The organism is Bradyrhizobium sp. CAR08 (genome assembly GCF_052871955.1).
This window is the reverse complement of record NZ_JBIXJX010000003.1, coordinates 342,516-368,499: the sequence shown is the minus strand read 5'-3', so window position 1 is coordinate 368,499 and position 25,984 is coordinate 342,516. Positions and strand designations below refer to the sequence as shown.

The 25,984-nt window shown below is 64.3% G+C and carries 27 protein-coding genes and 1 tRNA gene; 16 read left to right on the top strand and 12 right to left on the bottom strand.

Going from position 1 to position 25,984, the window contains the following annotated elements:
- Positions 1-136: 136 nt before the first annotated feature.
- The 7 genes from ACIPUD_RS09200 (at position 137) to ACIPUD_RS09170 (ending at position 8,190) form a co-directional block, all read left to right on the top strand.
- The gene (locus ACIPUD_RS09200) at positions 137-928 is read left to right on the top strand and encodes an ABC transporter ATP-binding protein (RefSeq protein ID WP_446480429.1); all 792 of its coding nucleotides are present in this window, start codon (positions 137-139) and stop codon (positions 926-928) included.
- Positions 925-1,647, top strand: a complete 723-nt coding sequence (locus ACIPUD_RS09195; protein ID WP_085361960.1) for an ABC transporter ATP-binding protein — start codon at positions 925-927, stop codon at positions 1,645-1,647. The genes ACIPUD_RS09200 and ACIPUD_RS09195 overlap by 4 nt, the downstream gene beginning before the upstream one ends.
- Positions 1,644-2,654 carry a branched-chain amino acid ABC transporter permease gene (locus ACIPUD_RS09190; protein ID WP_446480428.1) on the top strand — a complete coding sequence of 337 codons (1,011 nt, stop codon included), beginning with the start codon at positions 1,644-1,646 and terminating at the stop codon, positions 2,652-2,654. The genes ACIPUD_RS09195 and ACIPUD_RS09190 overlap by 4 nt, the downstream gene beginning before the upstream one ends.
- Positions 2,651-3,736 (top strand): branched-chain amino acid ABC transporter permease, encoded by a 1,086-nt coding sequence (locus tag ACIPUD_RS09185; protein ID WP_198959237.1) that lies wholly within the window; start codon positions 2,651-2,653, stop codon positions 3,734-3,736. The genes ACIPUD_RS09190 and ACIPUD_RS09185 overlap by 4 nt, the downstream gene beginning before the upstream one ends.
- A 135-nt stretch (positions 3,737-3,871) precedes the next feature.
- Positions 3,872-6,982, top strand: coding sequence for a bifunctional diguanylate cyclase/phosphodiesterase (locus ACIPUD_RS09180; RefSeq protein WP_446480427.1), 3,111 nt, complete (start codon positions 3,872-3,874; stop codon positions 6,980-6,982).
- A gap of 1 nt (position 6,983) precedes the next feature.
- Positions 6,984-8,039, top strand: a complete 1,056-nt coding sequence (locus ACIPUD_RS09175; protein WP_446480426.1) for a sensor domain-containing diguanylate cyclase — start codon at positions 6,984-6,986, stop codon at positions 8,037-8,039.
- Between the two features lie 74 nt (positions 8,040-8,113).
- Positions 8,114-8,190: transfer RNA gene (locus ACIPUD_RS09170), tRNA-Arg, on the top strand.
- A 91-nt stretch (positions 8,191-8,281) separates the two neighbouring features.
- Here the strand turns inward: ACIPUD_RS09170 and ACIPUD_RS09165 are convergent.
- A complete protein-coding gene (locus ACIPUD_RS09165; protein ID WP_377828581.1) occupies positions 8,282-8,491 on the bottom strand; it encodes a hypothetical protein in 210 nt (69 codons plus the stop codon).
- 167 nt (positions 8,492-8,658) lie between these two features.
- Here ACIPUD_RS09165 and dinB point away from each other — a divergent pair, with 167 nt between their 5' ends.
- Entirely contained in the window at positions 8,659-9,762 is a 1,104-nt protein-coding gene (gene dinB / locus ACIPUD_RS09160) for a DNA polymerase IV (protein WP_377787762.1), read from the top strand.
- Between the two features lie 115 nt (positions 9,763-9,877).
- On the opposite strand, the gene ACIPUD_RS09155 is transcribed toward dinB, so the two are convergent.
- From ACIPUD_RS09155 to ACIPUD_RS09130, 6 genes are all read right to left on the bottom strand, one after another.
- The gene (locus ACIPUD_RS09155) at positions 9,878-10,171 is read right to left on the bottom strand and encodes a hypothetical protein (protein ID WP_007598221.1); all 294 of its coding nucleotides are present in this window, start codon (positions 10,169-10,171) and stop codon (positions 9,878-9,880) included.
- A 240-nt stretch (positions 10,172-10,411) separates the two neighbouring features.
- Positions 10,412-11,098, bottom strand: coding sequence for a DNA-3-methyladenine glycosylase I (locus tag ACIPUD_RS09150; RefSeq protein ID WP_446480425.1), 687 nt, complete (start codon positions 11,096-11,098; stop codon positions 10,412-10,414).
- 111 nt (positions 11,099-11,209) lie between these two features.
- On the bottom strand, positions 11,210-11,737 hold the full coding sequence (locus tag ACIPUD_RS09145) for a GNAT family N-acetyltransferase (RefSeq protein ID WP_085385541.1): 528 nt from the start codon (positions 11,735-11,737) through the stop codon (positions 11,210-11,212).
- Between the two features lie 121 nt (positions 11,738-11,858).
- Positions 11,859-12,599, bottom strand: a complete 741-nt coding sequence (locus tag ACIPUD_RS09140; protein ID WP_085361990.1) for a di-trans,poly-cis-decaprenylcistransferase — start codon at positions 12,597-12,599, stop codon at positions 11,859-11,861.
- 31 nt (positions 12,600-12,630) lie between these two features.
- A complete protein-coding gene (locus tag ACIPUD_RS09135; RefSeq protein WP_007616058.1) occupies positions 12,631-13,005 on the bottom strand; it encodes a winged helix-turn-helix domain-containing protein in 375 nt (124 codons plus the stop codon).
- A complete protein-coding gene (locus ACIPUD_RS09130; protein WP_018455854.1) occupies positions 12,992-13,609 on the bottom strand; it encodes a hypothetical protein in 618 nt (205 codons plus the stop codon). Before ACIPUD_RS09130 ends, ACIPUD_RS09135 begins: the two co-directional genes overlap by 14 nt.
- A gap of 198 nt (positions 13,610-13,807) precedes the next feature.
- Here ACIPUD_RS09130 and ACIPUD_RS09125 point away from each other — a divergent pair, with 198 nt between their 5' ends.
- Positions 13,808-15,055 carry a S1C family serine protease gene (locus ACIPUD_RS09125; RefSeq protein ID WP_446480424.1) on the top strand — a complete coding sequence of 416 codons (1,248 nt, stop codon included), beginning with the start codon at positions 13,808-13,810 and terminating at the stop codon, positions 15,053-15,055.
- 72 nt (positions 15,056-15,127) lie between these two features.
- Here the strand turns inward: ACIPUD_RS09125 and ACIPUD_RS09120 are convergent, their stop codons facing one another.
- Both ACIPUD_RS09120 and ACIPUD_RS09115 read right to left on the bottom strand, forming a co-directional pair.
- Positions 15,128-15,406 carry a DUF3551 domain-containing protein gene (locus tag ACIPUD_RS09120; RefSeq protein WP_083926408.1) on the bottom strand — a complete coding sequence of 93 codons (279 nt, stop codon included), beginning with the start codon at positions 15,404-15,406 and terminating at the stop codon, positions 15,128-15,130.
- A 146-nt stretch (positions 15,407-15,552) separates the two neighbouring features.
- Positions 15,553-16,527 (bottom strand): Bug family tripartite tricarboxylate transporter substrate binding protein, encoded by a 975-nt coding sequence (locus ACIPUD_RS09115; protein WP_018455852.1) that lies wholly within the window; start codon positions 16,525-16,527, stop codon positions 15,553-15,555.
- A gap of 125 nt (positions 16,528-16,652) precedes the next feature.
- Between ACIPUD_RS09115 and ACIPUD_RS09110 the strand changes: the two genes are divergently transcribed.
- Positions 16,653-17,072: a VOC family protein gene (locus tag ACIPUD_RS09110; RefSeq protein WP_204513070.1), complete on the top strand. Its 420-nt coding sequence runs from the start codon at positions 16,653-16,655 to the stop codon at positions 17,070-17,072.
- Positions 17,073-17,179: 107 nt separating this feature from the next.
- A complete protein-coding gene (locus tag ACIPUD_RS09105; protein ID WP_446480423.1) occupies positions 17,180-18,760 on the top strand; it encodes an AMP-binding protein in 1,581 nt (526 codons plus the stop codon).
- 53 nt (positions 18,761-18,813) lie between these two features.
- Here the strand turns inward: ACIPUD_RS09105 and ACIPUD_RS09100 are convergent, their stop codons facing one another.
- From ACIPUD_RS09100 to ACIPUD_RS09090, 3 genes are all read right to left on the bottom strand, one after another.
- Positions 18,814-19,908: an HD domain-containing phosphohydrolase gene (locus ACIPUD_RS09100; protein WP_446480422.1), complete on the bottom strand. Its 1,095-nt coding sequence runs from the start codon at positions 19,906-19,908 to the stop codon at positions 18,814-18,816.
- A gap of 264 nt (positions 19,909-20,172) precedes the next feature.
- Entirely contained in the window at positions 20,173-22,455 is a 2,283-nt protein-coding gene (locus ACIPUD_RS09095; RefSeq protein WP_446480421.1) for a molybdopterin cofactor-binding domain-containing protein, read from the bottom strand.
- Positions 22,452-22,943, bottom strand: coding sequence for a (2Fe-2S)-binding protein (locus ACIPUD_RS09090; protein WP_007616069.1), 492 nt, complete (start codon positions 22,941-22,943; stop codon positions 22,452-22,454). Before ACIPUD_RS09090 ends, ACIPUD_RS09095 begins: the two co-directional genes overlap by 4 nt.
- Before the next feature lie 304 nt (positions 22,944-23,247).
- On the opposite strand from ACIPUD_RS09090, the gene ACIPUD_RS09085 reads away from it, so the two are divergent.
- The 5 genes from ACIPUD_RS09085 to ACIPUD_RS09065 all read left to right on the top strand — a co-directional run bounded on the left by ACIPUD_RS09085 (position 23,248) and on the right by ACIPUD_RS09065 (position 25,901).
- Complete coding sequence (locus ACIPUD_RS09085) at positions 23,248-24,012, top strand: alpha/beta fold hydrolase (protein ID WP_446480420.1); 765 nt, start codon at positions 23,248-23,250, stop codon at positions 24,010-24,012.
- 20 nt (positions 24,013-24,032) lie between these two features.
- The gene (locus ACIPUD_RS09080; RefSeq protein WP_085349731.1) at positions 24,033-24,368 is read left to right on the top strand and encodes a hypothetical protein; all 336 of its coding nucleotides are present in this window, start codon (positions 24,033-24,035) and stop codon (positions 24,366-24,368) included.
- A 12-nt stretch (positions 24,369-24,380) separates the two neighbouring features.
- Complete coding sequence (locus ACIPUD_RS09075) at positions 24,381-24,551, top strand: hypothetical protein (RefSeq protein WP_158091539.1); 171 nt, start codon at positions 24,381-24,383, stop codon at positions 24,549-24,551.
- Between the two features lie 56 nt (positions 24,552-24,607).
- The gene (locus ACIPUD_RS09070; protein ID WP_446480419.1) at positions 24,608-25,282 is read left to right on the top strand and encodes a dienelactone hydrolase family protein; all 675 of its coding nucleotides are present in this window, start codon (positions 24,608-24,610) and stop codon (positions 25,280-25,282) included.
- 136 nt (positions 25,283-25,418) lie between these two features.
- Positions 25,419-25,901 carry a hypothetical protein gene (locus tag ACIPUD_RS09065; protein ID WP_377830701.1) on the top strand — a complete coding sequence of 161 codons (483 nt, stop codon included), beginning with the start codon at positions 25,419-25,421 and terminating at the stop codon, positions 25,899-25,901.
- Positions 25,902-25,984 lie beyond the last annotated feature (83 nt).

Genomic DNA, 25,984 nt, shown 5'->3' with positions numbered 1-25,984 from the left:
TCCCGTAGCCGATGCTACGCATCGGCGTTCTTTCAAGAACGGCGGCCGTAGGCCGCCTGTGCCTCCCCCGCAAGCGGGGGAGCGAGCCCAGTGTGGTCGCGGATGCACTCCCAACCAAACCCGATCGAAATCTCTCATGACGCTGACCCTCGAAACCCGCGACCTCACCATCCGCTTCGGCGGCCATGTCGCGGTCAACAGCGTCACTTGCAGCTTCCGCCCGGGCGAACTCACCGCGATCGTCGGCCCGAACGGCGCCGGCAAGACCACTTATTTCAACCTGATCTCCGGCCAGCTCCGCGCATCGGGCGGCAGCATTCTGTTCGACGGCACCGACATCACCCAGCATTCCGCGCCGATGCGGACGCGCGCAGGCCTGGGGCGCGCCTTCCAGCTCACCAACCTCTTTCCGAATCTGTCGGTGGAGGAAAACGTCCGCCTCGCGGTGCAGGCCGCCAACGGCACTCACTACGACATGTTGCGGCCCTGGATGGTCCGCCGTGATCTGATCGCCCGCGCCGATGCTATCCTGGATCAGGTCGCGCTCGGCGGCCGCCGTGGCGTCGCCGCGACCGCACTGTCGCATGGCGATCAGCGTAAGCTCGAGGTCGCGCTGATGATGGCGCTCGAGCCAAAGGTGTTCATGTTCGACGAGCCGACCGCGGGCATGAGCATCGACGAGGTGCCGGTCGTGCTGAACCTGATCGCGCAGCTCAAGCAGGACAAAAGCAGGATCATTCTCCTGGTCGAACACAAGATGGACGTGGTGCGATCGCTCGCCGACCGCATCATCGTGTTGCATAACGGGCAGCTTGTTGCGGACGGCAGGCCTGCCGAGGTGATTGCGTCACCGATCGTGCAGGAAGCCTATCTCGGCGTCGCGCCAAAGAACGTTGAAGGGAAGACGGCTGGAGGGAGCGCAGCATGACCGATCTGTTGAGGCTCTCCGGTGTTCACACTCATATCGGCCGCTATCACATCCTCCAGGGCATCGATCTCGCTGTCGCGCAGGGGCAGACCACGATGCTGCTCGGCCGCAACGGCGCCGGCAAGACCACGACGTTGCGCACCATCATGGGCCTCTGGCAGGCCTCCTCCGGCGAGATCAGCCTCGCCGGCGAGCGCATCGAGAGCCGTGCGACGCCCGACATCGCGCGGCTCGGCGTCGGCTACGTGCCGGAGAGCATGGCGGTGTTTTCGGACCTCACGGTGAAGGAAAATCTGGTGCTGGCGGCGCGCGACGGACCACTCGACGACGCCCAGCTGGACTGGATTTTTGGCTTCTTCCCCGCGCTGCGCCGGTTCTGGCTGTCGCGCGCGGGAAGTCTCTCGGGCGGACAGAAGCAGATGTTGTCGATTGCCCGCGCCATCATCGAACCGCGCAAGCTCCTGCTGATCGACGAGCCGACCAAGGGGCTGGCCCCAGCAATCGTGATGGCGCTGATCGAGTGTCTGAAGGAGATCAAGCGCAAGGGCGCCACGATCCTGATGGTCGAGCAGAATTTCTTTGCCGCCCGCGAGCTCGGCGACGACGTGCTGGTGATGGACAACGGCACCATCGTTCATCGCGGCGAGATGGCGGCCTTGGCCGCCGACGTGCCACTGCAGGAGCGGCTGCTGGGCCTGAGCCTGGAGACGCATCAATGACCGAGCTCGCCGCAACCGATCCGCTGCCGAAGCCGAAGCGCGACATCGCGCCGATCCTGCTGCCGATCGCGGTCGCCCTCGTGATGATCCCGCTGATCGGCTCGCCCAGCACCTGGCTGACGCTGACGGCCGCGAGCCTCGCGATGGGCATGATGATCTTCATCATGGCCTCCGGACTGACGCTCGTGTTCGGCCTGATGGACGTGCTCAATTTCGGCCATGGCGCCTTCATCGCGGTCGGGGCCTATGTCGCGACCCTGGTGCTGGCGCCGTTCGCGGCCTCGCTCCAGGTCGATTCGCTGTGGATCAACCTCGCGGTGCTGGCGCCGGCGGCATTGCTGTCGATGGCGGTATCCGGCGCGCTCGGCCTGATCGTCGAGCGGGTGCTGATCCTGCCCGTCTACGGCCAGCATCTGAAGCAGATCCTGATGACGACGGGCGGCCTGATCGTCGCCGAGCAGACGCTCTATGCAGTGTGGGGGCCACAGATCATCCCGGCGCCGCTGCCGACGTCGCTGCGCGGCTCCTTCATCCTCGGCGACGTCGCGATCGCGAAATACCGCGTGCTGGCGACGCTGATCGGCCTCACCGTCTTCATCGCGATCCAGCTCGTGCTCAACCGGACCAAGCTCGGGCTTCTGATCCGCGCCGGCGTCGAGAATCGCGAGATGGTCGAGGCGCTCGGCTATCGCATCCGCCGTCTGTTCCTCCGCGTGTTCATGACGGGATCGGCGCTCGCCGGCCTCGGCGGTGTGATGTGGGCGCTGTATCGCGAGCAGGTCCACGCCTCCATGAGCGACGACCTCACCGTCCTGATCTTCATCGTCGTCATCATCGGGGGCCTCGGCTCGATCGGCGGCTGCTTCATCGGAGCGATCCTGGTGGCAATGATTGCCAATTACGGCGGCTTCCTGGTGCCGAAGCTCGCCCTCGTCTCCAACATCCTGCTGATGGTCGCCATTCTGATGTGGCGGCCGCGCGGCCTCTATGCGGTGACCAGCCGATGATGATCCTGTCAGGCGATCCGCCGCGCAGCCGCGTGCTCACGCTCGTTCTCGTCCTCATCATCCTGGCGCTGGTGGCGACGCCGTTCCTGTTTCCCGGGGCGAAGGCGCTGAACGTCGCGGCCAAGATCTGCGTCTTCGCCGCGCTGGTCGCCTCCTACGACCTCCTGCTCGGCTATACCGGCTCGGTGTCATTCGCACACACCATGTTCTACGGGATCGGCAGCTACGCGATCGCGATCGCGCTGTACGGGATGGGCCCGAATTGGGGCGCGGTCGCAACCGGCATCGTGGTCGGCCTGCCGCTTGCCGCGCTGCTTGCGCTTGCAATCGGACTGTTCTCGCTGCGGGTCGCCGCGATCTTCTTTGCCATGATCACGCTCGCGGTCGCATCCGCCTTCCAGGTGCTGGCCTCGCAGCTGTCCTGGCTGACCGGCGGCGAGGACGGGCGCAGCTTTCAGCTGCCCGAGCTGCTCAGGCCCGGCACGGTGCTGATCTCGAAGAACGTGCTGGGATTTGAGGTCAACGGCCGCATCCTGACCTACTATCTGGTGTTCGCCGTCTCCGCCCTGATGATCCTCGCTTTGCTGCGGGTGGTGAACTCGCCGTTCGGGCGCGTGCTGCAGGCGATCCGCGAAAACCGCTTCCGCGCCGAGGCGCTCGGCTTCCGCACCGTTTTCCACCTGAGCTACGCCAACTGCATCGCCGCACTGGTCGCCGCCGGCGCCGGCATTCTCAATGCACTGTGGCTGCGCTATGCCGGCCCCGATACCTCGCTCAGCTTCTCGATCATGCTGGACATCCTGCTGATGGTCGTGATCGGCGGCATGGGCACGATCTACGGCGCGATCATCGGCGCCACCATCTTCATCCTCGCCCAGAACTATCTGCAGGCGCTGATGGGCGTCGCCTCCAAGGCGGCGTCGGAAGCCGGCCTGCCGCTGCTGCCAGGGCTGCTGCATCCCGATCGCTGGCTGCTGTGGCTCGGGCTGCTCTTCATCGCCAGCGTCTACTTCTTTCCGACCGGCGTGGTGGGACGGCTGCGCAGTGCCGGCGACCACAAGAGTGCGGGCAGCGCGCATTAACGCGCGATTCATGATGCAGCGCGGCGGCTCGCTCGGCGCAACCGATTCGCGCAACGAGATTAACGCCCAGGTAACTGGCTTTCCTAAGCTTTACGCCATTTGTGCGGTGTATTCCTGTCCTTCCAGGGGGAGGGAATGCGCCAGGTCTTTGCAGAGATTGCGTCACGAATGCTCCTAGCCGCGAAGCACGGCTGGGAGGCAGCCATTCGGCGCGGACCGGTGCTGTGGCTCACTTTGTGCGGCGTGTTGCTGGTCGCCGGGATCTTCGCCGTGACCGCCATGGCCGTCGGCGAATTTCGCGAACGTACCCTGGCCAACCGCGAGCGCGAGCTGGAAAATACCGTGCAGCTGATCGCGCGGCACTTCGATCAGCAATTCGAAGATGCGGACGTCGTCGCCGCCGATGTGATCGGGCAGATGAACCTGCCGGAGATCAGTTCCGCCGCGATGTTCCGCGAGCGCATGTCCGGACCTGCGACGAACCAGATGCTGCGGAGCAAGATCAGCTCGGTGTCTTATCTCGGCGACATCGCGATCTACGATGCCGATGGCGAACTGATCAACTGGTCGCGAGCCCAGCCGCTGCCCAAGATCAACATCTCCTCGCGCGCCTACTTCCAGACCTTCAAATCCGATCCGATGGCCGAACCGGTAATTCTGGAGTCGGTCCGCAGTTTCATCATCGGCAAATGGACCACGATTGTCGCGCGTCGGCTGAACGGCGTGGACGGCAGCTTCCTCGGCACGATGGTCCGCCGGATCGATCCGGACAGCTACCAGAACTATTTCGCATCCGTTGCGCTTGCGGAGGGCACGGCGATCTCGCTGTTCGACCGCAATGGCAAGATGCTGTCGCGCTACCCGCATGTCGAAGAGCTGATCGGCAGGGACTTCAAGGACGCGCCGCTGATGCGCAAGATGCTGGCCGAAGGTGGCCGGCACACCCTGCGCGTCAGGGGCCCGATCGACGGCGACGAGCGCCTCGGCTCCGGCGCCTCGCTTTCGCATTTCCCGCTGGTCATCGTCGCGACCAACACCACGAGCGCGGCGCTGGCCGACTGGCGGCAGCAGACCGGTTTCATGGTCACCACCGCCGCGCTTTCGGCGACTGTGATTGCGCTGATCCTGTTCCTGATCGTTCGCCAGATCAGCCGGCAGAATCGGGAGGCGCAGCAGCGGCTGGAAGCGGAGCGAGGGCGGCTCGACACCGCCTTGAACAACATGTCGCAAGGGTTGATCCTGTACGATGCAGCCGGATACATCGTCACCTGCAACCGCCGCTACGCCGACATGTTCGGCCTCTCCCACGACGTCATCAAGCCCGGCTGTCACATCCGCGAGGCGATGTATCATCGCAAGGAGCGCAGCGCGTTCGAAGGCGATGTCGAGGCATTTTGCGCCGACGTCATGAGGATCGTCGCGGAGGGCACGGTCTCCACCAGAAGCCATCACTTGCCGAGCGGCCGCGCTTTCCAGGTCATCAACACCCCACTCGCGCAGGGCGGGTGGGTGGCCACGATCGAAGACATCACCGAACGCCGCAATCTGGAGCAGGAACGCGACCGCAACTACATGTTCCTACGCGAGATCATCGACCACATCCCATCGCAGATCACGGTGAAGGATGCTCAAACGCGGCAATATCTGCTCGTCAACCGGACCGCCGAAGAGCAATTCGGCCAATCGAGTGAAAACATCGTTGGCAAGACTCCCTTCGACATTTACCCGGATGCCTCCGCCAGAGTCGTCACCGACGACGACAGCAAGGCGCTGCAGATGACCGAGGGATTGTTCAAAGACGAACATGCCTGGCAGAGCCAGGCCAAGGGGATGCGCTACATCACCTCGACCCGGATCGGGATCCGCGACAATTCCGGCGAGCCGCGTTACCTCATCAACGTGGTCGAGGACGTCACCGAACGACGGCGCGCCGACGAAAAGATCGCGCATATGGCGCATTACGATGCGCTCACCGACCTACCCAACCGGACGCTATTCCGCGAGCAGATCGAGCGCGAACTTGAGAAGGTCGGCGGCGGCAGTCAGTTCGCGCTGCTCTATATCGACGTCGACGAGTTCAAGGGCATCAACGATTCGCTCGGCCATCACGTCGGCGACGAGCTGTTGAAGGGAATCGCCGCCCGCATCCGCGGCTGCCTCGGACAGGACGACCTGATCGCGCGGCTCGGCGGCGACGAATTCGCGGTGATCCAGACCGGCATCAAGTCGTCCGCCGACGTGGTGTCATTCGTGACGCGGATCTTCGAGGCGATCCGCCGGCCCTATCACTGCTTCGGCCATCAGCTCTCCACCGACGCCAGCATCGGCATCGCGATGGCGCCGCAGGACGGCACCGATCTCGACCAGCTCATCAAGAATGCCGATCTCGCGATGTACGGCGCCAAGGCCGGAGGACGCCGCACTCACCGCTTCTTCGAGCCGGAGATGGATGCGAGCGCCAAGGCGCGCCTGAGCCTGGAGCAGGATCTGCGGCAGGCCCTGGTGAACGGCGGTTTCGAGATCCACTATCAGCCGCTGGTCGACTTGCGCACCAATGAGGTCACAGGCTGCGAGGCGCTGCTGCGCTGGCGGCATCCCGAGCGCGGCATGGTGTCGCCGGCGGAGTTCATTCCGATTGCCGAGGACACCGGCCTGATCAACGAGCTCGGCGACTGGGTGCTGCGCATGGCCTGCAACGAGGCCGCGACCTGGCCGGCGCATGTGCGTGTCGCGGTCAACGTCTCGCCGGTGCAGCTCAAATGCGACACGCTGGCACTGCGGATCGCCGGCGCGCTCGCCGCTTCCGGACTTGCCCCCTCCCGGCTCGAGCTCGAGATCACCGAGGCCGTGCTGATCCGCGACGACGAGGCGGCGCTCTCGATCCTGCACCAGCTCCGCGCCATCGGCGTGCGCATCGCGCTCGACGATTTCGGCACCGGCTATTCCTCGCTCAGCTATCTGAAGCGCTTCCCGTTCGACAAGATCAAGATCGACCGCTGTTTCGTCGCTGATATCGCCGAGACGAGCGGCGCGCCCGTGATCGTGCAGGCGGTGGTGAACATCGCCGCCGCCAGCAACATGACCACGGTCGCGGAGGGCGTCGAGACCGAGGCGCAGCGCGAGATGCTGCGTGCGCTCGGCTGCACGGAGATGCAGGGTTATCTCTTCAGCAGACCGAAGCCGGCCGGCGAAGTGCGAAAGCTGTTCGGTCCGAGCCATGCCTTGCCGGTGGCGGCGGTGGCCTGAGATGGCGAAGCCGGGGAAAACGCCAGCCAAGACGGTCGACGTTGCGGATTCCTATGCCGTGCGGCTGATGCAGCATCTGGTGGTGCCGACCTTCGTGATCGACCCCAAGCGCCGCGTCGTGATCTGGAACAGAGCCTGCGAGCGGCTGACCGGTGTCGCCGCCTCCGAAGTGATCGGCACCAATAAGCACTGGCAGGCCTTCTACGAGAGCAGGCGCCCTTGCCTCGCCGACCTCGTCGCGCTCGACCGCCCGGAACAGCTGCCGGCGTTCTATTCGGAATATGCCGCGCGCGGTCATAACGGGCTCGGCTTCAGCGCCGAAAACTGGTGCGTGATGCCGAAGCTCGGCAGCCAGCTCTATCTCGCCATCGACGCCGGCCCCATTCACGACGAGGCCGGCCATCTGATCGCGGTGGTGGAGACTTTGCGCGACCTTACCGACCAGAAGCGCGCCGAGATGGCCCTGAAGGAGCTTGCCACCAAGGACGGGCTGACCGGCCTGTCGAACCGCCGCGCGTTCGACCAGATGCTGATGAGTGAATGGGCCCGCGCCCAGCGGACGCAGAAGCCCATGGCGCTGCTGTTCGTCGATGTCGATCATTTCAAGCTGTTCAACGACCGCCACGGCCACCAGAGCGGCGACGAATGCCTGCGCGCGGTCGCGTCCGTCGTCAGCCGGTATGCCGTGCGCCCGCTCGATCTCGCCAGCCGTTATGGCGGCGAGGAATTCGCGCTGATCCTGCCGGACATGGGTTGCGATGCCGCCTGCGCCATCGCCGACGAAATCCGCTGCGCGGTGATGGCCTTGCGGGTCACCCACGGCGCCATCGGGGCCGGCGAGCACGTCACCCTGAGTGTCGGCGTCGCCAGCCACATTCCGGACGAAACCGACGACAGCCCCCAACGGCTGCTGGGCGCGGCCGACCAGGCGCTCTATGCGGCCAAACGGCTCGGCCGCAACCGCGTCATGTGCTCCGAACGGCTGCTCGCCGAGTTCGCCAAGCTCGGGCGGGACGGCGTGCCGGTTCCTGACCGCGCGACTCGTAAATCAGCCTAGCCCAAATCAGCCTGGACGAAGCCGGCGGAAGCGGTTGCCCACCCTCCGCCAATCGGCTAAATGAACCTCGACTAGCACCCGTAGCTCAGCTGGATAGAGCGTTGCCCTCCGAAGGCAAAGGTCACACGTTCGAATCGTGTCGGGTGCGCCAGTCTCCTCCAGTGCGCGTTGGAGGCACCCTCACCCGATTTGCGTTGTTACCCCGCCCGCTCAGGTCATCGCCTGCTCGGCGCAAGCCCACCTCAATTCAGCATCGAGATGATCGCCTGAACCTGGTCGGAAGCCGACGTGACCAGTCCGGCGTACGACGTCTGACCGTGTGCGGCCGCCTTCAGGATGCATTCGGCGACCGCCGCCTTCAGGCCGAACACCGACTGATCGGGCGGCACGCTGGCCATCACGGCCTCCAGCGCCTGACGCATCGTTCGAATGAGTTCGGAGCTGTATTGCATGGGCTGTCCTCCGCAGGCTCATATTAGAGCGCGTGGCCATGCTGGCCACTCACAAGCCTGAGATTGTTTTTGATGAAGTGGGACATCCCGGAGCGGCGGCCAGCCTGTCTCGAGCGCTGAACCACACCCACCTCGCGCTTCTCATCGCTCGATTGTATCATCTTGCCATGAGCGAATCCGACACGGCGACCGGCGAAGCTTCGCCCGTCCGCAAGATCATCCATATCGACATGGATGCCTTCTACGCGTCCGTGGAACAACGCGATCATCCGGAGCTGCGCGGAAAGCCGGTCGCCGTCGGAGGCTCCGCGGAACGTGGCGTCGTCGCGGCCGCCAGTTATGAGGCCCGCGAGTTCGGCGTTCGCTCTGCCATGCCATCCGTGACGGCGAAGCGACAATGTCCCGATCTGATCTTCGTCAAGCCGCGCTTCGAGGTCTACAAGGCGATCTCTAGGCAGATCCGCGACATCTTCGCGGAGCATACCCCGCTCATCGAGCCGTTGTCGCTCGACGAGGCCTATCTCGACGTGACGGAAAACCTGCAGGGCATCCCGCTGGCGCGTGATGTTGCGCTCAGGATCCGCGAGAGGATCAAGGCCGAGACGGGCCTCAACGCTTCGGCCGGCATCTCCTACAACAAGTTCCTGGCCAAGCTCGCCTCCGATCATCGCAAGCCCAACGGTCAGTTCGTGATTTCACCGGAGATGGGACCCGCCTTCGTCGAGACCCTGCCGGTCGGAAAATTCCATGGGATAGGCCCGGCCACGGGTGCGAAGATGAACGCGCTCGGCATGTTCACCGGTCTCGATATTCGTCGTCAGACGCTGGAGTTCATGAATGCCAATTTCGGCAAGTCGGGCGCCTATTACTACTGGATTTCGCGCGGTGTCGACGAACGGCCGGTCCGGGCCAACCGGGTCCGCAAGTCCATCGGCGCGGAGACCACGTTCTCAAGCGATCTCACCGAATTCGACGCGCTGGTCGCCGAGCTCAAGCCGCTCGTCGACAAGGTGTGGCGCCATTGCGAGGCGACGGGCAGCCGTGGCCGCACCGTCACCTTGAAGATCAAGTTTGCCGACTTCGAGATCATCACGCGCAGCAGGTCCGCTCTTTCGCCGGTTGCAGGCCGGGACGATCTTGAGCGGCTGGCTTGCGGCCTGCTCGAAGTCGAGATTCCGCTGCCCAAGAGCGTCAGGCTGCTGGGGGTCTCGCTGTCTTCCCTCCAGGCCGGGGACGATGCGGAGCCGCCGCAGCTGACTCTCGGCATCTGAACCAAACCGACGGGCTTTCGGCGGACGCAGAGAGCCACGTCGAGCGCGCTCGCAACGCGAATCTACGGTGGCGGGTTTTCAGACTCGCCGCCGAAGGACGATCCGCTGGGCCCGATCAATGCCTCACGTGCTCGAACACGACGATCACGCCCGTCGGTTCGGGCTCGTGTGCCATCAGGCGGGTCAGCTCGGAATCGCCCCAATCGGCGAGGCTGACGACTTCGCCGCTCTGACGCTCGGTGCCGGGCGGCGCCGTGGGCTCGACGACCTTCAGCCCCGTCTCATCGACGAAGAAAGTGTGCTCGCCGAACATGCTGTTGAGCTGCGGCATCGCGGGATGCTCGTCGGGCAGCACTTGAGCGCCGAGCTGGTTGACGGTCTGCTTCACCTGTTCGGATGTGAGCTTCATGAGCTGCTCCGTTTCTGTCACGTCGGTTTCACTGAGCTGAGCCAGAGCGGGCGTTCCCTGCGCTGATGTTCGCCTGGCCCAATCTCCCGAACAGGTGCTACGCACAAATGTTCCGGAGAAATGCATTTCGTGATCGCGCGTCGCGTCTGCCGCGCTTGCGGCACCAGATCGCCACAGGATGCACATGATTCAACATCCCAAGAGCCAAATTCCAAGAGCTGATTTCAAGAGCCGAATTCGTTACTCGCTTCTGTTCTCGCCAACAGAGTGCGCGCAGATGCGTGACAGATATGTGTAGGACAACCCGGTCTCCTCGGCCCAGGCGTTGAACTGCGCCTGCACCTTGGCGAGATCGCCCTTCGACTTCACCTCTTCGGCAATGTCGAGACCGGCATCGCGCAGGCAGGCCACGACGTCCCTGGACGTCACAAAGCCGTCCCAGCCGACGAACCGCAGCAGCATCTGGCCGGTATTGCCACCCAAACGGCTGCCGCGCTTGCTTAGAAGCTCGAGCAGGCCGATCTGGTCGGACGGCGGCCACTTCGTCAGAAACCTGCCGAAGCTGCCGTGCTCTCTTGCGATCTCCTGGACGAAGGCCGCGTTGTCGCGCACCGACATGATCTTGGCACCGTTGCGCACGATGCGCGCGTCGCGCAGCAGGTCCTCCCAATAATCCTCCGGCTGGAAGGTGAGCTTGGCCGGTTGGAAACGCAGGAAGGCGTCTTCAAACCCGTCCCATTTCGTCTCGATCACGCTCCAGGCAAAGCCCGCGCAAAACACACGCTTCGTCATCTCTGCGAGGATGCGGTCGTCGCCGCGTTTGGCGAGGCCCTTCAGGTCGGGCTTTTCCGGCATCAGCTTTTCGAGCGCCTTGGGCCCGCCCTTGCGTTTTTCGGCGCGCGCACGAATGGTCTTGAAGGAGGTCATTGGGAGACACGCGATTGAGGGTGTGCCACGACACCAGAATTCGACGCTCGGGTCCAGCTCCGCCACGTCCGCCGACTTCGGTCGCGCTTGCTCGGTTCGCGGCAAGCCCGGCTATCGCGACAGACGCTTCGCGAGATGGACCGACTGCCAGTCTCCGAGACCGGTGTCCTCGAACCCCGCTTTCTTCGCAAGACCGCGCATCTCGGCGTTCACGCGCGCGGTCTCGGCTGCAATCATCTCGTGACCGAGATCGCTCGCGTGCCTCTCCATCGCCGTCATCATCTGGAGGCCGACGCCCTGGCGCTGAAAGCCATCGGCAACAGAGATGGCGAAATCACCATGCCGTGCAGCCGCATCGTAGGCGTATCTGGTTTCGCCGATGATCGTGCCCTGCCCTTCGTGCCTGATCTCGGCGAGCAGGGTGAAATGACCGGGATTGCTGGTCTTGGCGACGCATTCGGCCGCGATCATTGCAAAGTCCGCCCGCGCGCCCATGAAGCGCTTGTTGCGCGATGTCGTGGAGAGGCTCGTGAAATAGATCGAGAGGATCTCGACATCGGACGCGCTGGCCGGCCTGATACGAAGCGTGGCGTTGCCTTCGGCTGACTCGACAATGGCATCCAGCAACGGCTGTGACATGCGCGCGGCTCTCGGCAGGTTGCATCGAATGCAGACCTAGCCGAGACGGCGCGCTTACCGCTTGGACGGTGCTGCCAATCTTGCGGCCGAAAACGAACAGTTCGTTGCTCGGTGCCGGGCGTCACACGCGAGAGAGTGAAGGCACCTCCTCCGGCACGATCGCCTGGAGGCCGCCGAAGCGACGCTCGCGGCCGTGGAAGGAGGCCAGGGCCGCAGCGAGATCGCCCGCGTCGAATTCGGGCCACATCCGCTCGGTGAAGTGCAGCTCGGCATAGGCACCTTCCCAGAGCAGGAAGTCCGACAGCCGTTTCTCACCCGAGGTGCGGATGATGAGGTCGACGTCGCGCAAACCGGCCTCGCCGGTGACGAGCTGCGAGAACGCCTCGCGGGTGAGACTCGTCAGCGCCGCCGCCTTCGCCGCCGCGTTGAGGATGGCGTCGCGGGCGGAATAGTCGACGGCGATGCGCAGATGAAGCGTGCCGCCGTGCGCGGTGGCATCTTCCGCGCGCGCGATCGCATTGGCGATACCGTCGGGCAGGCGGTCTCGCCGGCCGATCACGGTGAGGCGCACGCCGTTCTTGACCAGGCTCTGCACCTCGTTGCCGAGGTAGAATCTCAGAAGCGTCATCAGCGCGGCGACCTCGGCCTTCGGCCTTCGCCAATTGTCGGTCGAGAAGGCGTAGAGCGTCAGCGTGCCGATGCCCTGCTTGGGCGCGGCCTCGACGATGCGGCGGATCGCCTCGACGCCGGCCTCATGGCCGCGCACGCGCGACAGGCCGCGCCGCGTCGCCCATCTGCCGTTGCCATCCATGATGATGCCGACGTGAAGCTTCTCGTTGCGGGACACAAGGTCACTTTGCATTGCAAAGTCTCCGGTCAAAAAAGGGGGAGGATCAGGTCGAGACGATACCGAGACGGCCGAGCGGCGCCGCCTCGCGGCCGGCAGCCTTGGCTGCGTCGCGCACCAGGCGTTCGAGCACGGCGAGATAGTCGAGGAAGCGGCGGCGGCCGGCCTTGGTCAGGCGACAGGTCGTGTGCGGGCGATTGCCCTCATAGCCCTTGGTCACCTCGACGAGGCCGGCTTCCTGGAGCACGGCGAGATGCCGGCTGAGATTGCCGTCGGTGAGGCCGCAGAGCTGCTTGAGATCGGCGAACGCCAGACCTTTCGGATGCGCCATCAGCGAGGTCAGAAGTCCGAGCCTCGCCTTCTCGTGGATCACGCGGTCCAGTCCTTCATAAGAGAACGGTGCGCTGTCAATCTTCGACATCATGGTCTCCCGATGCGAAATACAGAATGCCCGCCATCACCGATTGCCCGATCACGAAGGGCAGGCCCATGGTCCATGGCGACAGCGTATGGGTCTGGCTCGCGAGCACCACCACCGCAAAGCCGGATATGAAATACCAGGCGCCGGCGAGCGCCACGGTGCGCGGCAGCGAACGGACGGAGGCAAAAATGCCGAGCGACACCAGGATCTGCCACAGGCCCGGCAGCAGCCACAGCGTTTCGCCCGCGAACTTCCACATCACCACCGCAAGCAGCACACCGGCAACGCCAGCGGGCAGGAATTGCTCGACAGCCTGGTGGATCATGGCATCAGCGAGGCCCGAATGATGGCGGCGCGAACGCGCGCGCATCTCGATGCCGATGATCAGGCCGGAGAGCGCGGCGGCAATGAACCAGCCGAAGAAGAAGCCGAGCGGTTCGCTGGTGGCATCACCAAGCAGCCAGAATTCCAGGATCGCGGTGAGAAGCGCGACCGCGCCGGTCGCGGCCATCGTCGCCGGGCCGTAACCGCGAAATGCCGTGCCTGCCGCAATCTGGCTGCGGATCGCCACGATGTCGGCCAGTGCCTTGTCGAGATCGCGCATTGGCAACGCCAAAACCTCGCTCCGCCTATCCCTGCCGGGTCTATCGGTCCGTTACTTTGTACCGCAAAGTATATCGGATTGCAAAGTAAAGGCAAGTCCCGAAGTCGCCCGAGAGGATCCGTCCTCAACAGACAACTGCCGGTTGCGCGAGACGTCCTCCCGCAGATAAGATGCGCGCGAACGCGCTGGGGGGAGAGTATGTGGCTTAAGTCATTCATCGTTGCGTCATTGTTGCAGGTGAGCGTCGTCACCGCAGCACAGGCAGCCGGCCCATTCGGCAGCGTCAAAATCGGCAACTGGGTCGGCGGCGCGTTCAGCAATGACGAAACGGGAGCCTTCTCGCATTGTGCCGCGACGGCGCCTTATGCCAACGGCGTCATTCTCGTCGTCGGCCAGAATGCCGGGGGCTCGTGGATCTTGAGCTTTGCCAGTCCCAGCTACCGCTTCAAGCAGGGCGAGAACGCCGCGATCGACGTCATCTTTGACGGACAGGAGCAGGCCAGACTGTTCGCCACGGCCAACCAGACGAACATGCTCAGCTCCGTCATGCCTGCCAACGTGGTACGAACGTTTCAGAAGGCAAGCCTGATGGTCGCGACGAGCGGCCGCACCGTGCTGAATTTCGACCTGACCTCGGCCAGGCCCGTGATTGCGGCACTGGCCAATTGCGTCACCAAGGTGAAAGCCGACGGGCTCGACAAGGCCGGCGACTTCACCAAGATCGCCGCCAAGCCGCAGCCAGCGCCGGACAAGCAGGGACCGCCAGCCAACGGCAGCAAACCTGCCAGAGCCAAGAGCGGCACCGGGTTCGTCGTGAGTGCCAGCGGACACGTCGTCACCAATAACCATGTGATCAATGGCTGCATCGGCGACATCAAGGGCAATCTCACGGGCGAAGCCGGAATGGTTTTGCGCGTGGTGTCGAGCGACGCCAACAACGACCTCGCGTTGCTGCAGGCGCCGTCGACGACCATGTTCAAGGAGTTCGCCCGGATCCGCGACCGCTCGATCCGCTCCGGCGATTCCGTCGTCGCGATCGGCTTTCCCTTCCATGGGCTGCTAACTTCGGACTTCACCGTCACGACCGGCATCGTCAGCTCGCTCAGCGGCATGCGCAACGATTCGCGTTTCCTGCAAATCAGTGCGCCGGTGCAGCCCGGCAATAGCGGCGGCCCGCTGTTCGACACCACCGGGCAGATCGTTGGCGTCGTTACGGGAAAGCTGGACGGATTACGGATGGCCGCTGCGACCGGCAACATCCCCGAAAACATCAACTTCGCGATCAAGACCGGCGCGTTGCGCGACTTCCTCGACAACTCCGTGGTGCCTTACCAGACTGCCGAACCGAAAGGCGAGATCAAGACCACAGACATCGCGGGCAATGCGCGGCCCTACACGATGCTGATCTCATGCAACGGAATCGAGCAGGCCGACGCGAAGCGGTAGCGGCAACGCGGGCCGGCTGGAGGCGTCGAGCCTATACGAGGCGCTCCAACCGGGCTGAAGTCAGCCAGCTCGCTAGTACGGCGCGACGGGGCGCGGCCGCCGGTGCGATCGCGGTTGCGCCGGAGAAACCTGGCTGTAGGCAAAGCGGGGATTGCGATCGCAGTACAGCAGCCGGCCGGACACGCTGGCTTGGCATTGTTCATAGCTGCTGTAGGAGCATTCCCCCGGATAATCATACTCACCGCCCTGGGCACACCAAGGATAGTCGCGCGCCGCTGCCGGCGTAACCGTCGCGAAGCCGGCAAGGGCTGTCACGCCGAGTGCCACCAGCACCAATTGCGTCTTACGCATGATCTACTCCTCTCTTCACAGCGCATCATACGCGCCATATACCCATCAGGTTTCACGAAGCCGCTTTATTCCAGCTCAATGGCACGGCATCCAAGAAAAAAGCCCTGCCGAACGGCAGGGCTCCATTCCCGGACATCACAAGATCGCTACTCGACCTTCAGGCCGGCGAACTCGACCACCTTCTTCCATTTCTCGGTCTCGGCCTTGATCTCGTCGCCGAACGCCTCGGGCGTCTGCGCCCGCGGCTCGCCGCCGAGCTCGACCAGGCGCTTGGCCATGTCCGGCTCCTTTATCAGCGTGTTGATCTCGCTGTTGAGCTTGGCGATGATCTCCTTGGGCGTGTTCTTCGGCGCCCCCATGCCGAACAGCGCGCTCGCCTCGTAGCCCTTCACGGTCTCGCCGATCGCCGGCACGTCGGGCAGCTGCGGCGAGCGCTCCGCCGTGGTGACGCCGATGGCGCGGAGCGAGCCGGAGCGGATGTGCTGGATGATCGAGGGCATGTTGTCGAAGATCACCTGCACCTGGCCGCCGAGCATGTCGGTGATCGCGGGTGCGGCGCCGCGATAGGGCACGTGCTGCATCTTGCAGCCCGTCAGCGCCATGAACATCTCGCCGGACAGATGCACCGAGGTGCCGTTGCCCGAGGAGGCCATGTTGACCTTGCCGGGGTTGGCCTTCACGTATTCGATGAACTCGGCGACGGTCTTGGCCGGCACGTCCTTGTTGACGGTCATCACGTTCGGCACGCGCTGGAACGAGGCGACCGGCGCGATATCGCGCACGAAGTTGAATTTCAGGTTGGTGTAGAGCGAGGCGTTGATGAAGTTGGCCGGATTGACCAGTTGCAGCGTGTAGCCGTCGGGTTCGGCGTTGACGACCGATTCGGTGGCGATATTGTTGCCGGCACCCGGCTTGTTTTCGATCACGAATTGCTGGCCGAACTTCTCCGACAACCGCTGGCCGATCAGGCGCGCCAGGATGTCGGTGGCTCCGCCCGGCGGATAGCCGACCACCCATTTCACCGGATGGGTCGGGTAATCGGCGGCAAGGGCCTTCGACAGCGGGCTGGCTGCAAGCGGACTGGCGGCGAGCAGGCTCAGCGCGGTACGGCGTGTGATCATCTCAAGGGTTCTCCCAACGTGTTGTTCTTGAAGCCAGATAGCTTGAAAATGGCGTCGGCGCGGTTGTAACAAAGCTTGCCGCAGGCGGAAAGTACACGGGGCGCATCACGACGAAAGGATAAGGCATGGCGGTCAAGGTCGAAGCCCTCGATCATCTCGTGATCAACGTCGCGGACGTCGCAGTGACCGCCGAGTGGTACGGCAAGATTCTCGGCATGGAAGTCAAGGTGTTCGACCCCGGCGGCGGCAAAGCGCCGCGGACGTCGCTACAATTCGGTAACCAGAAGATCAACGTCCGGCCGCGCGATGCCGACAAGGTGGAGTGGTTCACCGCGGACCACCAGACCGCCGGCAGCGAGGATCTGTGCTTCCTCACCTCCGCCAGCCCCGACGAGGTGGTGGCGCATTTGAAGGCACATGGCGTTGCGATCGAAGAGGGCCCGGTTCCCAAGCAGGGCGCCCGCGGCACGCTGCGCTCGGTCTATTGCAGGGATCCGGATGGCAGCCTGATCGAGATTTCGTCATACGAGGACGGCGGCCGGTAAGGCCAAGCCGCCTGCCCCACGCACCGTCGCATGAGGGCTGAGAGAGCAGGAAGACGCAATCATCAAAACGCGGCCGCCGGCAAGATGCAGGCTGCACGGGAGGACATATGCCGACTTCGCAAGCCGCCGCCGGAATCGTCGGCCCATTCGACGGGCTCGATGTGCCTTGGCTGCTGAAGATGCGGGCTGACGTGCGCAGCTCACATCCGTTCCTGATCTGGGCGCCGTTCGACGCGCCTGCGCGGCGCTGGAGCTATGGCGAGTTTCACGAGCGGGTCGGCGCGCTCGCGGCGGGACTGACGAAGCGCGGCGTGAAGCCGGGCGAATATGTGCTCATTCACCTCGACAATTGCATCGAGGCGCTGCTGGCCTGGTTCGCCTGTGTCGAACTCGGCGCCATCGCGGTGACCACCAACACGCGCTCGGCGCCGGCCGAACTCGACTATTTTGCCGATCATTGCGGCGCGGTCGCCGCGATCACACAGCCGGCCTATGCCGAGATCGTCGCGCAGAATTGCCGCAACATCCGCTGGATGGCGGTGACTTCGCACGATGCGGGCGCGCCGCCCGGGAACCCGGTCTCACGCGGCGACAGCTTTGAGGAGCTGTTCGCCGATAGCGCCGACCGTCCCAGGCGCGCGATCGATCCGCTCGCGCCGTGCAGCGTGCAATACACCTCGGGCACGACATCGCGCCCCAAGGCGGTGCTGTGGACCCACGCCAACGCGCTGTGGGGCGCCAAGATCAACGCCGCGCACGAAGACCTGCACGCAAGCGACGTGCATCAGGCCTATCTGCCGCTGTTCCACACCAACGCGCTGGCCTATTCGATGCTGGCGACGCTATGGGTCGGCGCCACCTGCGTGATCCAGCCGCGCTTTTCCGCCAGCCGGTTCTGGGGCGCTGCGCGCGAGCACGGCTCGACCTGGACCTCGACGATCCCGTTCTGCATGAAGGCGCTGCTCGAACAGGACATCCCGCGCGATCACAAATTCCGTCTGTGGGGCACCGCGATCAACGAGCCGCCGGCCTTCGCCGCCTTCGGAGTCAAGATCATCGGCTGGTGGGGCATGACCGAGACCATCACCCACGGCATCGTCGGCGAGATCGACCAGCCCAACATCCCGATGTCGATCGGCCGCGCCGCGCCGGAATATGAAATCCGCATCACCGACGACGACGGGCGGCCGACCGAAATCGACGGCACCGGAAATCTCTCGATCAAGGGCATTGTCGGCCTGTCGCTGTTCGCCGAATATCTGCACAACGAAAAGGCGACGCGCGAGAGCTTCGACGAGCACGGCTTCTTTCTCACCGGCGACCGCGTGGGGCGGCTGGAGAACGGCTACATTCGCTTCGCAGACCGCAGCAAGGACATGCTGAAGGTCGGCGGCGAGAACGTCGCGGCGTCGGAGATCGAGCAGGTGGTCGCACTGGTCCCCGGCGTGCGCGAGGCCGCCGTGGTGGCGAAGACGCATCCAATGCTGGACGAGGTGCCGGTCGTCTTCATCATCCCGCAGGGTGGCGTCGCCGGTGCCCGGCCTGATCTGCACGACGCCGTGATGGCCGCCTGCCGCGCCGGCCTTGCCGACTTCAAGATGCCGCGCGAGATCCGCTTCGTCGACGACATGCCGCGCTCGACGCTGGAGAAGGTGGCGAAGGCGGAGCTGAGGAAGATGGTGGGGTAGCACGAGCGATTACCACAATGTCGTCCTGGCTTTCGCCAGGACGACACCGGAGTTCAGAACGATCCCAGCGCCACTGGGCGGAACGCTTGCAACAGCTGCTGGTCCAGCTTGCCGCCCATGCCTTCCATCATCGCAAACGCGCGCGAGTGGGTGAAAGGCATGCGATAGGCGCGCTTCTCCACGAGTGCCGCGTAGATGTCGACGATGGTCGTGACCCGCACGATATCGCTGATCTGGTTCGACGAGAGATTGTTGGGATAGCCGGAGCCGTCGAGGAATTCGTGGTGATGCAGCACGACGTCCAGCATCTCCGGCGGGAAGCCGCCTTGAGCCGCGAGCGCGTCATAGCCGCGGCGCGGATGCTGGCGGACTTCAGCCATCTCCTCGTCGGTGAGCTTGCCGGGCTTGTCGAGCAGCGCGGAGGGAACGAAGGCCTTGCCGACATCGTGCAGCAGCGCGGCACGGGTCAGCCGGCGCTGGTCGTCCTCGCGCATGCCGAGGTGCTGGGCGAAGGAGACCGCAAATCCGGTCACGAACAGGCAATGCCGGTAGCTGCCGACATGGTGGCAGCCCACCGTGGTGAGCCACTCGCGCAGCGAGGAGTGCTTGATCGCCTTCAGGATCTTGCTTTCGGCGGCGATGATGTCGTCGAAGGTCAGGGGTACGCCGAGCGGCAGCTTCTCGAACATCTTCTTCAGTACCGCGTGCGCGGCCTCGACGCCGCGATTGAGCGTCTTGCCGCGATCGGTCGCGTCATAGACGGCGGTGTCGGGGAAGGCCGCACGGATGCGCTGCAGGATGTCCTCGGGCTGAAGCGGCCGCGAGATGGTGTCGGTGGCGCCCAGCGCCCAGGCCTGCATGGTGCCGTGATGCAGGGCGTCCGCAAGCACGAACAGACGAGGCATGGCGCGATAGGCGTCGCCGCGCAGCTTGTTGCGCACCCGCTGCACGCTGTCGGGCGAGCGCAGATTGATGTCGACCACGAGGCCGGAGAGATCGCGCGAGGGCTGCTCGGGGAGCTCCTGCGTCGTTACCGTGGCAACGTCGCCGACCGCCTTGAGAATGCTGGCGAGCTGGGTGCTCTCGTCGCTCCGGTCGGAGGCGAGCAGAAGCCGGCGTTTGGCGGCGGGTTTGGCTGAGGCGTTCATGGCTTCCCCAAGAGCACGGGCGTGTTTCGGGCAAAAGCCTAAGCCGGATCAGGTTCTCCGGCCCTTAAGAGGCGTGCTCAATGGAACCCTGCGGAATCTGGGACAATTTTACGGAATTCGCGTCCCCGGCGGCTCCAATCAAAAACCTCGAAAACAACCCCATGCACAGTAGAGATGTGGTTGCAAACACAGGGCTTTTTTAACGACGAATCCGCCGGGGGCTGCCCCCGGCGGATCATGTCAGGTCAACAATCGCAACCAGCCTTACGCCTTCATCGCGCCCTTCACGGCTTCGGCCGTGATCGGCAGGGCCCGGACGCGGGCGCCCGAGGCGTTGAAGATGGCATTGCCGATCGCGGGTGCGATCACTGTAACCGCGGGTTCGCCGACGCCAGTGGCCTTTTCGCCATTGGCGATCACGGCGATCGCGACCTCCGGCACCTGGCTCATGCGCAAGGGCGTGTAGCTGTCGAAATTGGTCTGTTCGATGCCACCGTCCTTCAGCGTCGCCTTCTCGTACATCGCCAGCGACAGGCCCCACAGCGCCGCACCCTCGACCTGGGCGCGGATGTTGTCGGGATGCACCTGCGTGCCGACGTCGGTGGCGACCGTGAGCTTCTTCACGGTCACCTCGCCCGAGGGCGCAACGGCGACATGGGCGACGCAGGCCGTCCAGCTCGCGGTCGCGCGTTCCTGCGAGGAGACGCAGGCCACGCCCATGCCCTCACCTTTCGGCAGCTTCCTGCTGCCGTAGCCGGCAAGGCCCATCGCGGCGAGCAGCGTGTTGCGCAGCCGCTGCGCGCCGCCGTCGTTCTTGCCGGCGCCGTCGAGCAGCGAGATGCGGAACTGCGCGGGGTCCTTGCCCGCCGCCGCCGCGATCTCGTCGATCATGCTCTCGACCGCCCAGAAGGTCCAACCCGGCGCGACCGAGCGGAGCTGGCCGGACGGCGTGGCGTTGTGCGCCATCTCGTTCTTGATCGCGCGCACATGATGGTTGGGCACGGTGTAGAAGAAGTCGGCCCCGTTCACCGTGAAGGAGTCGAGCGGACCCTTCTTGTCCACCGACGGCGTCAGGAAATCAGGGATTCCCCAGCGCTGGGTCGGCCACGCCGAAACCACGTCGTGGCTGAGCGCGACGAGCTTACCGTCGCCGTCCACGCCCGCCTTTACTTTTTGATAGGTGAGCGGACGCGAGAAATCCATCGTCATGTCGTTCTCGCGCGTGTAGATCACCTTTACCGGCTTGCCGATGGCCTTCGCCGCCTGCACCGCCGGAATCATCATGTCGGCATCGAGCCTGCGGCCAAAGCCGCCGCCGAGCCACATCTGATGCATGACCACGAACTTCGGATCGATCCCGGCCGCACCCGCCGCGATCGCGCCGGAGCGCGTTGCGAACTGGTTGCCGGAATAGATGTGCAGGATCTCGCCCTTGAACTCCGCAGTGGCGTTCATCGGCTCCATCGGCGCATGGATATTGATGCTGGTGGTGTACTCCGCCTCCAGCACCTTGGCCGCCGTGCCGAACGCCGCCGCGGGATCGCCGTCCTTGACGAAGAACTGGCCGGAATCCTCCTGCTTCTGAAGCCGCATGGCCTCGTCGAGCAGCGACTGGCTCGACACCTTCGCGTTTGGACCGCCGTCATAGGCGATCTTGAGCGCCTGCGCCGCCTTCTTGGCGTTGGCATAGGTGCCGGCGACCGCGACGACCCAGCCCGAGGTCGTTCCGGTCTTGTCGTCGAGGGTGACGGCCTTGATGAAGCCCGGCACTTTCTTGGCGGCACTGTCGTCGACCGATTTCACCGTGGCGCCGAAGCGCACGGGCGGCGTCACGACCGCGCCATAGGCCATGCCTGGCAGCATCACGTCGATGCCGTATTTGGCCGTGCCGTTGGTCTTGGAGGGAATGTCGAGCTGCGGCACCGACACGCCGATCATGGTGTATTGATCCGGCGTCTTCAGCTTGATCGCCTTCAGCTCGTCCGGCGTGAAGGTTTTTGTCGCCTTGCCGCTCTTGACGACATCGGCGAAGGACATCGCCTTCTTCGACTTCGGGTGCGAGATCATGGAATCGCGCACCACGAGCTCCGACGCCGGCACGCCCATCGCGGCGGCCGCGCCTTCTGTCAACGCCATCCGCCCGGCAGCGCCGGCGCGGCTCATGGCCTCGAAGTTCATCATGGTCGACCAGCTGCCGCCGGTGATCTGAGCGCCCAACACGGGATCGTTGAACTTCGGATCGTTGGAGGCAAGCTGTATGCGCATGTCGCTCCACTTCGCGCCCAGCTCTTCGGCCACGATCTGCGCCATGGTGGAGGCGATGTGCTGGCCCATGTCGGCCTTGCCGCAGGTGACGGTGACGAGACCATCGGGCGCGATCGCGTACCAAACGCTCGGCTCGAAGTTCGAAGGCGCCGCAAGCGCCTCACCGATGCCGGGCACGCCGGCATAGCCGAGCACGAGGCCGGTGGCCGCTGTGCCGACCAGGAAGGAGCGGCGGCTGAGATCGGTCGCCTCGGGCGTAACGTTGTTCACGTGCTTGTTCATGTGGGCCTCCGTTCGTTGCCGGAGGCGGATGCGGTGCGCATCTCGGTTGCGGCGCGCATGATTGCCTTCTGGATCCGCGAATAGGTCATGCAACGGCAGAGATTGCCGTCCATATGCGCCACGACCTCTTCCTTGGTCGGGTTCGGATTCTTCGCTAGCAGCGAGGCCGCCTGCATGATCTGACCGGACTGACAGTAGCCGCATTGCGGCACCTGTTCGGCGATCCATGCCTTCTGCAAGGGATGGTCGCCCTTGGCGGCGAGGCCTTCGATGGTGGTGATCTTCTTGCCGGCGACATCGCCGACCATGGTCTGGCACGAACGCACGGCTTCACCGTTGACGTGCACGGTGCAGGCCCCGCACAGGCCGGCACCGCAGCCGAATTTGGTGCCGGTCATCTGCAATTGCTCGCGGATCGCCCAGAGGAGCGGCGTGTCGTTCGCCGCATCCACGGACAGACTCCGCCCGTTGATGGTGAGAGTTGGCATAGGCGTCTTCCCCTGCCGGTGCATGAAGCCGCTTACGGCGGCAACTTGAGTAGCGGACGCCCACCGGGCCGGCGCCAGCCTTGATCGCAAGAATGATCGCGTTCAGGCGCGGAGGCAAATGCAATTTGGAATCGATCGAAACAAACGAGGCGCGCGCATCTTGTGCGTTGCGAGAACAGCGGTGATGCAGCGGCTGAACGCAACAGAGTGCACGCCAAGCAGGCAGGCCATCGCATTCAGGCAGTTTCCTCCGAGTAACCCGGCGCGTTAGGATGGGGGAAGACAAGATAATAAGGTGGATGCAATGCCTAAGATCGATCGGGACGGCGTCGGAATCCATTACGAGGTTCATGGCGAGGGCCCGCCGCTGCTGCTCACCCACGGCTACTCATCGACTTCGGCAATGTGGCATGGGCAGGTCGAGGCACTTGCCCGGGATCACAAGCTGATCTTGTGGGACATGCGCGGTCACGGCCAGTCCGACTATCCCGACGATCCCGCCGCTTACAGCGAAGCACTCACCGTCGGCGACATCGCCGCGATCCTCGATGTGGTCGGCACGGAGCGCGCCATCATTGGCGGGCTCTCGCTCGGCGGCTACATGTCGCTTGCGTTCGCTCGCGCGCATCCAAAGCGCGTCCGCGCGCTGCTGATCATCGACACCGGCCCCGGCTTCAAGAAGGACGATGCACGCGAGGCCTGGAATGCGCGCGCGCTCGCCACTGCCGACAAGTTCGACCGCGAAGGGCTCGACGTACTGAAGGCGGCGACGCGCGAGCGCGCCACCGCGAGCCATCGCGATGCCAGGGGATTGGCGCTCGCCGCACGCGGCATGCTGACCCAGCGCGATGCCAAGGTGATTGAGCTGCTGCCGGAGATCAAGGTGCCCAGCCTGATCGTAGTCGGCGCCGACGACACGCCGTTCCTCGCTGCCTCGGACTACATGGCCGCGAAAATTCCCGGCGCACAAAAAGTCGTGATCCCCGCCGCCGGACACGCCGTCAACATCGACCAGCCACAGGCTTTTGTTGACGCGGTGCTGCCTTTCCTGAAGAACTTGCCGGAATAGGTCGGACAGGAACAGTGGCGATGAAGCGAGCTATATTGGCTGCGGGCGCGGTGTTGCTGTCAGCATCCGCGCAAGCCGAGCAATTCGGCGGGACATTGCCCCGCCTGCCCTTCGTCGCGACCTTGTCGAACAACACGCCGCTCGCTTTCGGCATGGATGCCGACCAGACTGCGCGGGCGCTGGGGCAACCGCTGCAATATGTGCGGGGACGCCCCGGCAACGAGATCTATCTCGCCCTTCGCAACATCGGCGGCAGCAGACTGATCCCCACCCGTCACCGCCTGTTCCTGCAATTCCGCCACGGACGGCTGGCGGGCTGGAAGGAGGATTATGGCGAGAACTGGATGTGGGAGTGAGAGTGGTTTTTCATGACGCAGAGCAATCGTCTCTGCGCCATCATGCGTTGGAGCTGCCACATCGTCATGGCCGGGCTTGTCCCGGCCATCCACGATCTTTCCTACCGCACCAAGAACGTGGATGCCCGGGACATAGGCGAGCGGAAGCGACGCCGTCCTTCGGACGGCTACGCCCGGGCATGACGAGTTTGTGGAACGAGCGGAACCCGCAATCGAAGCTAACCAAAAGGACAACCCGCGTGGGACAGGACATCAAGCTGACGGCCTCCGACAAATTCCAGCTCAGTGCCTATCGCGCTGACCCCGCCGGCACGGCGAAGGGCGCGGTGGTGGTGATCCAGGAGATTTTTGGGGTCAACCATCACATCCGCTCGGTCTGCGATCGCCTCGCCGGGGAAGGCTATGTCGCGATCGCGCCGTCGATCTTCGACCGGACCTCGCCGGGCTTCCAGTCCGGCTACTCGCCCGACGAGATCGCGGAAGCGCGCAAGTTCGTCTCCAGTCCAGATTGGGACGCGATGCTGCGCGACACGCAGGCGGCGATCGATGCGGTGAAGAGCGTCGGCCCGGTCGGTATCATCGGCTTTTGCCTGGGCGGCAGCGTCGCCTTCGTCGCGGCGACGCGGCTGTCGGGCCTGAAGGCCGCGATCGGCTATTACGGCGGCGCCGTCGTACGCTTTGCCGACGAGACACCAAAAGTTCCGACACAGCTGCATTTTGGCGAAAACGATGCCGGCATTCCCCTGACCGACGTCGAGACCATCAAGACGAAGCGGCCGGACGTGGAGGTCTTCGTCTATCCGGGCGCGCAGCACGGCTTCCATTGCGACGAGCGGGCGAGCTACGACAAGGCCAGCGCCGACATCGCCTGGCCGCGCAGCATGGAATTTTTCGCGAAGCATTTGAAATCGTAGCGCGCGCGGCTGTCTTCGCTGTCATTCGGGGCTCGCGCTTCGCGCGCCCCGGATGACGAGCAGGAATCGGGTGGCTGCATCCTGCTGCCCGGCGATAGAGCTGACTGATCAAGCCAATTCGCGCCGGGAGATCATGATGCAGCAGGCCAATACGAACATCGTCATCCGCAATCCGTTCGGCACCATGGACGTGCCCGCGCCTGATGATCGCGACGTCATGGACTATGCCGCAACCGCCGCGCTTGCCGGCGATGCGGCTGACGTCAACGCGGCGGCATGGGCAATTATCGCGGCACAGTCAGACCCGCTCGACGGCATCTGGGCCAGCCGCTGGAATGGCGGCGCAGATGCAACCATTGCCGGCGATACGCCACAAGCCTGGAAAGAAGGACGCGCGGAGGTGCGGGTCACAGGCGAGCGCATCTTCCTGCGCTTCGACTGGGACCACGGCCGCCGGCACGGGCTGATCGATACGGCGCGTGATCGCGCGGGTCGCCTGGTCGGGAAATATATCAACCTGACCAACCCGGCGATCACACGGCCATGGGTTGGACTGGTGGTCGACGCCACCAGGATCGACGGATGTTTTCCGAACGGGCGTCTGGATTTCAGGCGGTGAGCTAGAGCTTCGGTTCTGATTGCATCAGAACCGAGGCTCTAGATTCTTTTCTGACGCGCTTTCTTTACGTGAACCGGCATCCA